This window comes from Pseudomonas sp. NPDC087814, assembly GCF_044742865.1.
Lineage (GTDB): Bacteria > Pseudomonadota > Gammaproteobacteria > Pseudomonadales > Pseudomonadaceae > Aquipseudomonas.
Genome location: NZ_JBIUVK010000025.1, coordinates 28,962 through 41,290 on the forward strand (window position 1 = coordinate 28,962; position 12,329 = coordinate 41,290).

Sequence of the window (12,329 nt, forward strand, 5' to 3'; positions counted from 1 at the left end):
GGTCATGGCTGTTCTCGTGCGAGGCGCCTGACCTTCTCTTATGGGATGAGCAGAGACTAGAGGTCAGGCGCGAGGTCAACAAATACTAAATACTGAAAGCAGCATTCGATTAAATAGATGGCTTGCGTGGGTGGGGCTGTTCGCGGGCCACCGTCAGGAATGGGTCCACCAGCGCCGGGCGCGCCGTGCCCCGGCGCCAGGCCAGGCCCACGTCGAGGGTCTGGCTGAGGTCGGCAATCGGCCGGGCCTCGATGATGTCGCCTTCCAGGGACCAGGGGCGGTAGGTCATGTCTGGCTGGATCGACACCCCCAGGCCGGCGGCGACCAGGCTTCGCACGGCTTCCGTCGAGGCGGTGCGCAAGGTGACGCGAGGTTGCAGCCCGGCGCCGGTCCACATGCGTTGGGCGTTGTGGCCCATTTCGTCGACGTTCAGTTGAATCAGCGGCTCGCGCGCCACATCCGCCAGGTTAATGCTGTCGTGTTCCAGCAGCGGGTGCTGGGCGGGCAGCCATAAACGGTGGGGCGAGTGGGTGAGCACTTCGGTTTGCAGGGCGTGGCGGTCTTCGAGGTTGGAGAGGATCAGCACGCCGACGTCGATTTCACCGCTGACCAGCAGGTGTTCGATGTAGGGGCGTTCGTCCTCCATCACGCGGATTTCGACATTGGGGTAGGCGCGCTGGAAGCGGGTAAGCAAGTCCGCCAGGTAGTAGCCGGCGACCAGGCTGGTCACGCCGATGATCAACTGCCCGGCCACCTGGTCGGTGCTCTGTTGCAGGCTGCGCTTGGCGTTGTCGACGGTGGCGAGGATGAGGTGCGCCTGGCGCAGGAACTGGTGGCCCTGGTGGGTCAGGGTCATGCCCTTGGCGTGGCGGTTGAACAGGTTGACGCCGATTTCCTGTTCCAGTTGCTGGATCGCCAGGGTCAGGGTGGACTGGGAGATGAAGGCGGTCTGGGCAGCGGCGGAGATCGAACCGGTCTCGGCCACGGCGATGAAGTGACGGATCTGACGCAAGGTCATCATGCTGGAATTACCAGTGGGGTGTTTTTATAGATTTGTTCGAGTGTATATCGTTTTAATTGAGGGGTAAGCGCGTTACATCTGGAAGCACTCTAGATCGGGGGTTTTTGGCACTTAGTTTTACGCTGGGGGCCTATTGGTCCTGTGAACTTGAGTTTCTGGAGGTTGTGAATGAATACCCGTGGATTGCTCGATCAACTGCTCAAATCCGGCCAGGACATGTTGCAGAACAAGGCTGGCGGGCAGCGCAAGTCAGATGACAAGGGTGCCCTTGGCGGACTGCTGGGTGGCGGCGGGTTGGGTAGCTTGCTTGGCGGTGCCGGTGGTGGGGCCCTCGCGGCCGGCGCCATGGGTCTGTTGCTGGGCAACAAGAAAGCCCGCAAGTTTGGCGGCAAGGCGCTGACCTATGGCGGGTTGGCTGCTTTGGGGGTGATTGCCTACAAGGCCTACGGTAATTGGCAGGCGCAGCAGGCGAGTGCGCCTCAAGGGGAGCCGCAGACCATTGATCGGCTGCCGCCGGCCCAGGTCGAGCAGCACAGCCAGGGGATTTTGAAGGCGCTGGTGGCTGCGGCCAAGGCTGACGGGCATGTGGATGAGCGTGAGCGGGCGTTGATCGAAGGGGAGTTTGTGAAGCTGGATAACGATCGTGAGTTGCAGCAGTGGTTACATGCCGAGCTGAACAAGCCGCTGGATCCGGCAGATGTGGCTCGGGCTGCCAGTACTCCGGAGTTGGCTGCCGAGATGTATATCGCCAGTGTGATGTTGGTGGATGAGGAGAACTTCATGGAGAAGGCTTACCTCGATGAGTTGGCGCGGCAGCTTAAGTTGGAGCCGGGGTTGAAGGCTGAACTGGAGAAGCAGGTGCGGCAGGCTGAGGTGGTTTGATTGTGTACATATCCGTTTCTGCGGTAACGGCTACTTATGGTAAAAGCAAAGACCAGAACGAAGCAGAGCCGCTTTTCTGTAGGAGCTGGCTTGCCGGCGATGCAGGCACCTCGGTCTTCCAGACACACCGAGGTGATGCTATCGCCGGCAAGCCAGCTCCTACAGTGGACCGTGCCCGCTTTAGCTTTTGATTTGGCTTTTAAACACTCAAGCCGGCCGGTAAGCCGCTGTGCTGTTGATCTGCTTTTGATCTTGATCTTAGGCGCCCCGTTAAACCACGCTGGCCGAACGCAGGCTTTGGAGCGAGGGTAACCTGGCAGGACGCCAGGTTAGCCGTCCTGGGCCAAGGATGGCCCATGACGGCGGCCCACGGTCCAAAGCCGGAGTGAGGGCACACCGAGCCTGGGCGAGGAGCCGAGTGGTGGGGCAAGAGCGTTTTGCTTACTTTTGCGCTTTTCAAAAGTGAGCCGCTGTAAGAGCGGAACCAATAGCAGCCGTTACCGCAGCAACGGATATGCCCCCCCCCCAAGAAAACTTTCCTCCCCCGAGCGTGACCCAGATCCCACAAGCCGTTGATTAATGATGGCATCCGCTCAGCTATACTCCTCTCCATTTGAATGGCCCTTGAGGAATTACTGTGAAGAACTGGACCTTGCGCCAACGGATTTTGGCGAGCTTTGCGGTCATCATCGCGATCATGCTGCTGATGGTAGTGGTCTCGTATTCACGCCTGTTGAAGATCGAGGCCGGCGAAGAGTCAGTCCGCGATGACGCAGTCCCCGGGGTCTACCTAAGCTCCATGATCCGCAGCGCATGGGTCGACAGCTACCTCGACACCCTCGACATCATCGGCCTGCGCAAAGACAAGACACTCACCGAAGCCGACAAGGCCGACTACAAGTCCTTCGAAGCGCGCATCATCACGCAAATGGCCAATTACAAGGCAACTATCAACGGCGCTGAGGATCAGGCCGAGTTCGATAAGTTCGAAGCCCTGCACCAGGCCTACAACAAGGCTTTGGCCGCAGTCACTGAAAACCTGCAACGCAATGACGTCGTCGCCGCCCGCAAAGTGTTCGACGAAGAGCTGACCCCGACCTGGACCGCAGGCCGCATGAAGCTCAACGACATCATCACCGAAAACAAAAACGTCGCGGACCGCGCCACCAACGCTATCGACGACGCCGTGTCCGCTGCAAAAATCAGCATGGGCGTCTCGCTGATCCTCGCGATCCTCGCCGCCGGCCTCTGCGGCCTGCTGCTGATGCGCGCGATCATGGCGCCGATGAAACGCATCGTCGACATCCTCGAAACCATGCGCACCGGCGACTTGAGCAAACGCCTGAACCTCGAACGCAAGGACGAATTCGGCGCAGTAGAGACCGGCTTCAACGACATGATGACCGAGCTCACCGCCCTGGTGTCCCAGGCACAGCGCTCTTCGGTACAGGTCACTACCTCGGTCACCGAGATTGCCGCGACTTCCAAGCAACAACAGGCCACGGCCACTGAAACCGCCGCGACGACCACCGAGATCGGCGCTACTTCGCGGGAGATCGCTGCTACTTCCAAGGACTTGGTCCGTACCATGACCGAAGTCTCCACCGCCGCCGACCAGGCCTCGGTGGCCGCCGGCTCCGGCCAGCAAGGCCTGGCGCGCATGGAAGAAACCATGCACTCGGTGATGGGCGCGGCCGACCTGGTGAACGCCAAGCTGGCGATCCTCAATGAGAAGGCCGGCAACATCAACCAGGTGGTGGTGACCATCGTCAAGGTCGCTGACCAGACCAACCTGTTGTCCCTCAACGCTGCCATCGAGGCCGAGAAGGCCGGTGAGTACGGTCGCGGGTTTGCCGTGGTAGCCACCGAAGTGCGGCGCCTGGCCGACCAGACCGCCGTGGCCACCTACGACATCGAGCAGATGGTGCGCGAGATCCAGTCGGCGGTGTCGGCCGGGGTGATGGGCATGGACAAGTTCTCTGAAGAAGTGCGCCGTGGCATGTTCGAGGTGCAGCAGGTGGGCGAGCAACTGTCGCAGATCATCCATCAGGTGCAGGCCCTGGCGCCACGGGTGTTGATGGTCAACGAAGGCATGCAGGCCCAGGCCACCGGCGCCGAGCAGATCAACCATGCGCTGGTGCAGTTGGGCGATGCCAGCAGCCAGACCGTGGAGTCCCTGCGTCAGGCCAGCTTTGCCATCGACGAGCTGAGCCAGGTCGCCGTTGGCCTGCGCAGCGGCGTGTCGCGTTTTAAAGTCTGATGAACGACCTCGCGGCTAAACGCGGTGCCGTTGCGGCAGTGAAGAAAGCACTGTTCCTGGTGTTTCACATCGGTAATGAACGGTATGCCCTCAAGGCCACGGAAGTGGCCGAGGTGCTGCCGCGCCTGCCGCTCAAGCCCATTGCCCATGCGCCTGCGTGGGTCGCCGGGATCTTTGCCCATCGCGGGGCAATGGTGCCGGTGATCGATCTCAGTGCCTTGACCTTCGGTACGCCGGCCCAGGCCCGCACCAGCACGCGCCTGGTGTTGGTCAATTATCAGCCGGATGCACTCACTCCGGCACGCTGGCTGGGGCTGATCCTCGAACAGGCCACCGATACCCTGCGCTGTGACCCGGCGGAGTTCCAGCCCTACGGCCTGGACAACCGCCAGGCCCGTTACCTGGGCCCGGTGCGCGAAGACGAGCGTGGCTTGATGCAGTGGATCGGCGTGGCGGACCTGCTGACGGCTGACGTGCAGGCGCTGCTGTTTGCCGCGGGCGAGGAGGCTTGATGAGCAGTGATCAACGCTTCTTCGACTTCCTTAAGGAGCGCATTGGCCTGGACGTTGCCTCGGTGGGCGAAGCGATCATCGAGCGTGCCGTACGCCAGCGCAGCATGGCGCTCAGCGCGCAGACCGCAGATCAATACTGGCAGCAATTGCAGGCCTCCACCGACGAACAGCAAGCGCTGATCGAAGCGGTGATCGTCCCCGAAACCTGGTTTTTCCGTTACCCCGAATCCTTCGCCACCCTGGGCCGGCTGGCGGTCACCCGCCTGGCCGAAATCAAGCAGATGCGCGCCCTGCGGATCCTCAGCCTGCCGTGTTCCACCGGCGAAGAACCCTATTCGATTGCCATGGCCTTGCTCGACGCCGGGCTGGCGCCGCATCAGTTCAAGGTGCAGGGCATGGACGTCAGCCCGCTGTCGGTGGAGCGCGCCCGCCGTGGGGTGTACGGCAAGAATTCGTTTCGCGGCCAGGACCTCGAGTTCCGCGATCGCCACTTCACCGATCAAACCGACGGCTACCGGATTGCCGACCGGGTACGCGAACAAGTGCGCCTGCAGGTGGGCAACCTGCTGGACCCCACGCTGCTGGCCAACGAGCCCACCTACGATTTTGTGTTCTGCCGCAACCTGCTGATCTACTTCGACCAGCCGACCCAGAAGCAGGTGTTTGAAGTGCTCAAGGGCCTGACCCATGTCGACGGCGTGCTGTTTATCGGGCCTGCCGAAGGCAGCCTGCTGGGGCGCCTGGGCATGCGTTCGATTGGCGTGCCGCAGTCGTTTGCCTTCAGCCGGCATGCGGAGCCCGCGCCTGAACCGGTATTTGTGCCGATGCCCGCGCCGATTCCTCAGCGCAGTGCCGCGCCTATCCCGACCAGGCCCCGGCCGTTCAGCACCGTCAGTGCCCAAGTGGTACCGATCAAGCCGCCGCCCCCGCAGTCGGACGCCGCCGATCTGCTCAGTCAGATTGCGACCCTGGCCAATGAAGGCAAGAGCCTGGAAGCCCGTGCTGCCTGCGAGCGTTATTTGCAGAGCCATCCGCCGGCGGCCCAGGTGTTTTATTGGCTGGGCCTGCTCAGCGATGTGGCCGGCAGCGCCCTGGAAGCCCAGGGTTATTACAGAAAAGCCTTGTACCTGGAACGCCAGCACCCGCAGGCCTTGATGCACCTGGCCGCGTTGCTCGAGTCCCAGGGCGATGTCGCCGGCGCCCGGCGTTTGCAGGCTCGTGCCGCGCGCAGCGAGCGAGCTGACAGTGAGCGTAAATCATGACCCTGGATCCCGAGCTGAACCTGACCCTGGCCGATACCCAGGCCATCGATGACTGCTGGAACCGCATCGGCATCCACGGTGACAAGTCCTGCCCGTTGCTGGCCGAGCACATTCACTGTCGCAATTGCTCGGTGTATTCCGCCGCCGCCACGCGCCTGCTCGACCGTTATGCCTTGCAGCAGGACGATCACCGCCCCGTCGCGACGCCGGAAGTCGAGGGTGATGTCCTCACCCGTTCGCTGCTGATGTTCCGCCTCGGCGAAGAATGGCTGGGCATCGCCACTCGCTGCCTGGTGGAAGTGGCGCCGTTGCAGCCGATCCATTCCTTGCCCCATCAGCGTTCCCGCGCCTTGCTGGGCGTGGCCAACGTGCGTGGCGCACTGGTGGCGTGCCTGTCCCTGGTGGAATTGCTGGGGCTGGACAGCACCGGCAGCGGCCCCAGTGGCGCACGAATCATGCCGCGCATGCTGATCATCGCGGCGCAGGACGGCCCCGTGGTGGTGCCGGTGGACGAAGTGGACGGTATCCATGCCATTGATGAACGGACCTTGAACGCGGCGTCTGCCTCCGGCACCCAGGCCAGCGCCCGCTATACCCAAGGGGTGTTGCAGTGGAAAGGCCGCAGCCTGCGCTGGCTGGACGAGGCGCAATTGTTGTCTGCCGTGACCCGGAGCCTCACATGACCCCCGACCAGATGCGCGATGCCTCGCTGCTGGAGCTGTTCAGCCTGGAAGCCGACGCCCAGACCCAGGTGCTCAGCGCCGGCCTGCTGGCCCTGGAGCGCAACCCGACCCAGGCCGACCAGCTCGAAGCCTGCATGCGCGCCGCCCATTCCCTGAAGGGCGCGGCGCGGATTGTCGGGGTGGACGCGGGGGTCAGCGTGGCCCACGTGATGGAAGATTGCCTGGTCAGCGCCCAGGAAAGCCGCTTGTACCTGCTGCCGGAGCATATCGACGCACTGCTGCAAGGCACCGATTTGCTGATGCGCATTGCTACGCCGGGCAATACCGTGGGCCCGGCGGACATCGAGTCCTATGTGGCATTGATGGAGCGGTTGCTCGATCCGTCGCAGAAAGTCGCACCGCCCGCTGCGCCAAAGCCTGCGCCGCCGCCAACGCCCGCGCCAGAACCTGAATTGTCGATGGAAGCGCTGCTGACCCTGCCGCCGGAGCCCGAACCCGCGCCGCCGGTCAGTGCCGAACTGCCGCGCCAAAATAAGCGCATGACCGAAGGCGGCGAGCGGGTGTTGCGGGTGACCGCCGAACGCTTGAACAGCCTGTTGGACCTGTCCAGCAAGTCCCTGGTGGAAACCCAGCGGCTCAAGCCTTACCTCGCCAGCTTGCAACGCCTCAAGCGCATCCAGAGCAACAGCGCCCGCGCCCTGGAAAACCTCGACGGCCACCTCAAGACCGTCGACCTGAGCCTGGAAGCCCAGGAAGCGCTGGCTGATACCCGCCGCCTGTTGAGCGAAGCCCAGGCGCTGCTCGCGGAAAAAACCGCCGAAATCGACGAGTTCGGCTGGCAGGCCGGGCAACGCGCCCAAGTCTTGTACGACACGGCGCTGGCGTGCCGCATGCGGCCGTTTGCCGACGTGCTGGCCGGGCAGGTGCGCATGGTGCGTGACCTGGGCCGCAGCCTCGGTAAACAGGTACGCCTGGAAATCGAAGGCGAGAAAACCCAGGTCGACCGCGATGTGCTGGAAAAACTCGAAGCGCCGCTGACCCATTTACTGCGCAATGCTGTGGACCACGGCATTGAAATGCCCGAGCAACGCCTGCTGGCGGGCAAACCGGCTGAAGGCCTGATCCGCCTGCGGGCGTCTCACCAGGCCGGCTTGCTGGTGCTGGAGTTGAGCGACGACGGTAACGGTGTCGACCTGGAGCGCCTGCGCGGCACCATCGTCGACCGGCATTTGTCGCCGGTGGAAACCGCCCTGCGCCTGAGCGAAGAGGAACTGCTCACGTTCCTGTTCCTGCCGGGGTTCAGCCTGCGGGACAAGGTCACCGAGGTCTCGGGGCGCGGGGTCGGCCTGGATGCGGTGCAGCATATGGTGCGCCAGTTGCGCGGCGCGGTGGTGCTGGAGCAGGCGGCGGGGCAGGGCAGTCGCTTCCACCTGGAGGTGCCGTTGACCCTGTCGGTAGTGCGCAGCCTGGTGGTGGAAGTTGGCGAAGAGGCCTACGCCTTCCCGCTGGCCCACATCGAGCGCATGTGCGATCTTGCGCCCGACGACATCGTGCAACTGGAAGGCCGCCAGCATTTCTGGCACGAAGGCCGGCATGTCGGCCTGGTCGCCGCCAGCCAGTTGCTGCAGCGCCCGCCGGGGCAGGGCAGTCAGGAAACCCTGAAGGTCGTGGTGATCCGCGAGCGCGATGCGGTCTACGGGATTGCCGTGGAGCGTTTTATCGGCGAACGCACGCTGGTGGTATTACCCCTGGACGACCGGTTGGGCAAGGTCCAGGACATCTCCGCCGGAGCGTTGCTCGATGACGGTTCGGTGGTGCTGATCGTCGACGTCGAAGACATGCTGCGATCGGTGGACAAACTGCTGAATACCGGTCGTCTGGAGCGCATCGCCCGACGCACCCAGCAAACCCTCGAAGCACCGCGCAAGCGTATTCTGGTGGTGGATGACTCGCTGACCGTGCGCGAGCTGCAACGCAAATTGTTACTTAATCGCGGTTATGAAGTGGCCGTGGCAGTCGATGGCATGGATGGCTGGAACGCGCTGCGCTCCGAAGACTTCGACCTGCTGATCACGGACATTGATATGCCTCGCATGGACGGTATTGAATTGGTCACACTCTTGCGCCGTGATACTCGCCTGCAATCCCTGCCGGTGATGGTTGTTTCCTACAAGGATCGGGAAGAAGACCGTCGTCGTGGACTGGACGCCGGCGCCGACTATTATCTAGCCAAGGCCAGCTTCCATGACGACGCGCTGTTGGACGCGGTGGTGGAGCTGATTGGAGGAGCACGGGCATGAGGATTGCGATCGTCAATGACATGCCCATGGCCGTGGAGGCCTTGCGCCGGGCGTTGAGCCTTGAGCCGGCCCACGAAGTGGTGTGGGTTGCGGGCAACGGCCTGGAAGCAGTGCAGCGTTGCGCCGAGTTCACGCCCGACCTGATTCTGATGGACCTGATCATGCCGGTGATGGACGGTGTGGAGGCCACCCGGCAGATCATGGCCGAGACGCCTTGTGCGATCCTGATTGTCACCGTCGACCGCCAGGCCAACGTCAGCCGTGTATTCGAAGCCATGGGCCATGGCGCCCTGGACGTGGTTGACACCCCTGCACTGGGCGTGGGCAATCCGAAGGACGCCGCGGCACCGCTGTTGCGCAAGATCCTCAATATCGGCTGGCTGATTGGCCAGCGTGGCAGCCGCGTGCGGGCCGAGCCTGCGCCCCAGCGGGCCACGGGCAAACGCCAGAGCCTGGTGGCCATCGGTTCGTCCGCAGGCGGCCCGGCTGCCCTGGAATCCCTGCTCAAGGGCTTGCCCCGGGACTTCTCGCCGGCCATTGTGCTGGTGCAGCATGTGGACCAGGTGTTCGCCGCCGGCATGGCCGAATGGCTGAGCAGTGCCTCGGGCCTGCCGGTGCGCCTGGCCCGGGAAGGCGAGCCGCCCCAAAGCGGTGTCGTGTTGCTGGCGGGCACCAACCATCACATTCGCCTGCTGAAGAACGGCACGCTGGCCTACACCGCAGAGCCTGTGAACGAGATTTACCGGCCGTCCATCGACGTGTTTTTCGAGAGCGTCGCCAGCTACTGGAATGGCGATGCCGTTGGCGTGCTGCTGACGGGGATGGGGCGTGATGGCGCCCAGGGACTTAAGTTGATGCGTCAGCAAGGCTACCTGACCATCGCGCAGGACCAGCAAAGCTGTGCTGTTTACGGCATGCCCAAAGCGGCAGCGGCGATTGACGCGGCTGTTGAAATTCGCCCATTGGACAGAATTGCGCCACGATTGCTGGAGGTATTCGCAAAATGACCGATATCACACGCTGTCCTGGCCTGCAGGTAGTAATTCAGGTGACCGTAAATGAATGATTTGCAGCTCGACGACTTCAAGACCGACGAAAACGCCGCCATGGTGCTGCTCGTCGACGACCAGGCGATGATCGGCGAGGCCGTACGCCGGGGCCTGGCCCATGAAGACAATATCGACTTCCACTTTTGCGCCGACCCGCACCAGGCCATTGCCCAGGCGATCCGTATCAAGCCGACGGTGATCCTGCAGGACCTGGTGATGCCGGGTCTCGATGGCCTGACCCTGGTGCGCGAATACCGTAATCACCCGGCGACGCAGAACATCCCGATCATCGTGCTTTCCACCAAGGAAGACCCGCTGATCAAGAGCGCGGCGTTTGCTGCCGGGGCCAACGATTACCTGGTCAAGCTGCCCGATAACATCGAACTGGTGGCGCGCATCCGCTATCACTCGCGCTCCTACATGACCCTGTTGCAACGGGACGCGGCCTACCGGGCGCTGCGGGTCAGCCAACAGCAGTTGCTGGACACCAACCTGGTGCTGCAACGGCTGATGAACTCCGACGGCCTGACCGGGCTGTCCAATCGCCGGCATTTCGACGAATACCTGGAACTGGAATGGCGCCGCGCCATGCGTGACCAGACCCAACTGTCGCTGCTGATGATCGACGTGGACTTCTTCAAGACCTACAACGACAGTTTCGGCCACCTGGAAGGCGACGAGGCGTTACGCAAGGTGGCGGCGACCATTCGTGATGCCAGCAGCCGTCCTTCGGATTTGCCGGCGCGTTATGGCGGTGAAGAGTTTGCCCTGGTGCTGCCCAATACCTCGCCGGGCGGTGCGCGGCTGGTGGCCGAGAAGCTGCGCCAGGCGGTGGCGAGCCTGAAAATCCCGCACATTGCCCCGGCAGAAGGGGCGAGCCTGACCATCAGTATCGGCTTGGCGACCATGACCCCGGTGCAGGGCACCGATTGCCGGCAATTGATCTCGGCGGCGGACAAGGGCCTGTACCTGGCCAAGCACAATGGGCGCAATCAGGTGGGGATCGAGTAGGGAATACGGTCTGCGGGATGTCGCAGACCTAATGTGGGAGCGGGCTTGCTCGCGAATGCGGTGTGTCAGTCAATGCATCTGGCGACTGAACCACCGCATTCGCGAGCAAGCCCGCTCCCACATTTGATCTTCATCGCTGTCTGGATGGTGCATATCCCCGCCTTTTCGGCCAAGCGGACTGCCGTTATCAGCCGTTTGTCGTTATACTCGTCGGCTTTCAAAAGTTCGCCAACGAGTGCTGCCCGCCATGGAAATCAACCCGATCCTTAACACCATCAAGGACCTGTCCGAGCGCTCCGAAACTATTCGGGGGTATCTTTGACTACGATCAAAAGCATGAGCGTCTGACCGAAGTCAATCGCGAGCTTGAAGATCCGGCTGTCTGGAACAAACCTGAATACGCCCAGGAACTGGGCCGCGAGCGCGCTGCGCTGGCGCAGATCGTCGACACCCTCGACGAATTGAACACCGGTCTGGGCGATTGCCGCGACCTGCTGGACATGGCCGTCGAAGAAAACGACGAAGGCGCAGTGGGCGATGTCGTCGCCGAGCTGGCCCGTCTCGAGGAAAACCTCGCCAAACTCGAATTCCGCCGCATGTTCAGCCATGAAATGGACCCGAACAACGCCTACCTGGACATCCAGGCCGGTTCCGGCGGCACCGAAGCCCAGGACTGGGCCAACATCCTGTTGCGCATGTACCTGCGCTGGGCCGACAAACGCGGTTTCGACGCGACCATCATGGAACTGTCGGCCGGTGAAGTCGCCGGCATCAAGGGCGCGACCGTGCACATCAAGGGCGAATACGCCTTTGGCTGGCTGCGGACCGAGATCGGCGTACACCGCCTGGTGCGCAAGAGCCCGTTCGACTCCGGCAACCGTCGCCACACGTCGTTCTCCGCCGTTTTCGTCTCGCCAGAGATCGACGACAAGGTGGAAATCGAGATCAACCCGGCAGACCTGCGGATCGACACCTACCGTTCCTCCGGTGCCGGTGGCCAGCACGTAAACACCACCGACTCGGCCGTACGTATTACCCACGTACCGACCAATACCGTGGTGAGCTGCCAGAACGAACGTTCCCAGCACGCGAACAAGGACACCGCCATGAAAATGCTGCGGGCCAAGTTGTACGAGCAGGAAATGCAGAAACGCAACGCCGCGTCCCAGGCGCTGGAAGACACCAAGTCGGATATCGGCTGGGGTCACCAGATCCGCTCGTATGTGCTCGACGCGTCGCGGATCAAGGATCTGCGTACCAACATCGAACGCAGCGACTGCGACAAGGTGCTCGACGGTGATATCGACGAATACCTGGAAGCCAGCCTGAAATCTGGCCTGTAACTCCTT

10 protein-coding genes are annotated in these 12,329 nt (G+C 62.6%); 9 read left to right on the forward strand and 1 reads right to left on the reverse strand.

What is annotated here, in order from left to right:
- Positions 1–109: 109 nt before the first annotated feature.
- Entirely contained in the window at positions 110–1,021 is a 912-nt protein-coding gene (locus ACIOMR_RS18650) for a LysR family transcriptional regulator (protein ID WP_003209548.1), read from the reverse strand.
- 168 nt (positions 1,022–1,189) lie between these two features.
- Between ACIOMR_RS18650 and ACIOMR_RS18655 the strand changes: the two genes are divergently transcribed.
- From ACIOMR_RS18655 to prfB, 9 genes are all read left to right on the forward strand, one after another.
- Complete coding sequence (locus ACIOMR_RS18655) at positions 1,190–1,903, forward strand: tellurite resistance TerB family protein (RefSeq protein WP_003209547.1); 714 nt, start codon at positions 1,190–1,192, stop codon at positions 1,901–1,903.
- A 637-nt stretch (positions 1,904–2,540) separates the two neighbouring features.
- The gene (locus ACIOMR_RS18660; RefSeq protein WP_401195713.1) at positions 2,541–4,163 is read left to right on the forward strand and encodes a methyl-accepting chemotaxis protein; all 1,623 of its coding nucleotides are present in this window, start codon (positions 2,541–2,543) and stop codon (positions 4,161–4,163) included.
- A complete protein-coding gene (locus ACIOMR_RS18665; RefSeq protein WP_401195716.1) occupies positions 4,163–4,675 on the forward strand; it encodes a chemotaxis protein CheW in 513 nt (170 codons plus the stop codon). The genes ACIOMR_RS18660 and ACIOMR_RS18665 overlap by 1 nt, the downstream gene beginning before the upstream one ends.
- On the forward strand, positions 4,675–5,937 hold the full coding sequence (locus ACIOMR_RS18670; protein ID WP_401195718.1) for a CheR family methyltransferase: 1,263 nt from the start codon (positions 4,675–4,677) through the stop codon (positions 5,935–5,937). Before ACIOMR_RS18665 ends, ACIOMR_RS18670 begins: the two co-directional genes overlap by 1 nt.
- Complete coding sequence (locus ACIOMR_RS18675; protein ID WP_102368208.1) at positions 5,934–6,620, forward strand: chemotaxis protein CheW; 687 nt, start codon at positions 5,934–5,936, stop codon at positions 6,618–6,620. The genes ACIOMR_RS18670 and ACIOMR_RS18675 overlap by 4 nt, the downstream gene beginning before the upstream one ends.
- The gene (locus tag ACIOMR_RS18680; protein WP_178911508.1) at positions 6,617–8,920 is read left to right on the forward strand and encodes a hybrid sensor histidine kinase/response regulator; all 2,304 of its coding nucleotides are present in this window, start codon (positions 6,617–6,619) and stop codon (positions 8,918–8,920) included. The genes ACIOMR_RS18675 and ACIOMR_RS18680 overlap by 4 nt, the downstream gene beginning before the upstream one ends.
- A complete protein-coding gene (locus ACIOMR_RS18685; protein WP_003219250.1) occupies positions 8,917–9,927 on the forward strand; it encodes a chemotaxis response regulator protein-glutamate methylesterase in 1,011 nt (336 codons plus the stop codon). The genes ACIOMR_RS18680 and ACIOMR_RS18685 overlap by 4 nt, the downstream gene beginning before the upstream one ends.
- A 51-nt stretch (positions 9,928–9,978) precedes the next feature.
- Positions 9,979–10,980 (forward strand): diguanylate cyclase, encoded by a 1,002-nt coding sequence (locus ACIOMR_RS18690; RefSeq protein WP_003219248.1) that lies wholly within the window; start codon positions 9,979–9,981, stop codon positions 10,978–10,980.
- A gap of 247 nt (positions 10,981–11,227) precedes the next feature.
- A protein-coding gene (prfB, locus tag ACIOMR_RS18695) for a peptide chain release factor 2 (RefSeq protein WP_096236834.1) occupies positions 11,228–12,323 on the forward strand; the annotation gives its coding sequence in 2 pieces (ribosomal slippage) (positions 11,228–11,299 and positions 11,301–12,323; 1,095 coding nt in all).
- Positions 12,324–12,329: the final 6 nt, after the last annotated feature.

What these genes read in the sequence shown, in the direction of transcription:
- ACIOMR_RS18665 (WP_401195716.1), top strand. Translation starts at nt 4,163, where the DNA reads ATGAACGACCTCGCGGCTAAACGCGGTGCCGTTGCGGCAGTGAAGAAA.
- ACIOMR_RS18680 (WP_178911508.1), top strand. Translation starts at nt 6,617, where the DNA reads ATGACCCCCGACCAGATGCGCGATGCCTCGCTGCTGGAGCTGTTCAGC.
- ACIOMR_RS18685 (WP_003219250.1), top strand. Translation starts at nt 8,917, where the DNA reads ATGAGGATTGCGATCGTCAATGACATGCCCATGGCCGTGGAGGCCTTG.
- ACIOMR_RS18690 (WP_003219248.1), top strand. Translation starts at nt 9,979, where the DNA reads ATGAATGATTTGCAGCTCGACGACTTCAAGACCGACGAAAACGCCGCC.
- ACIOMR_RS18670 (WP_401195718.1), top strand. Translation starts at nt 4,675, where the DNA reads ATGAGCAGTGATCAACGCTTCTTCGACTTCCTTAAGGAGCGCATTGGC.
- ACIOMR_RS18675 (WP_102368208.1), top strand. Translation starts at nt 5,934, where the DNA reads ATGACCCTGGATCCCGAGCTGAACCTGACCCTGGCCGATACCCAGGCC.
- ACIOMR_RS18650 (WP_003209548.1), bottom strand. Translation starts at nt 1,021, where the DNA reads ATGATGACCTTGCGTCAGATCCGTCACTTCATCGCCGTGGCCGAGACC.
- ACIOMR_RS18655 (WP_003209547.1), top strand. Translation starts at nt 1,190, where the DNA reads ATGAATACCCGTGGATTGCTCGATCAACTGCTCAAATCCGGCCAGGAC.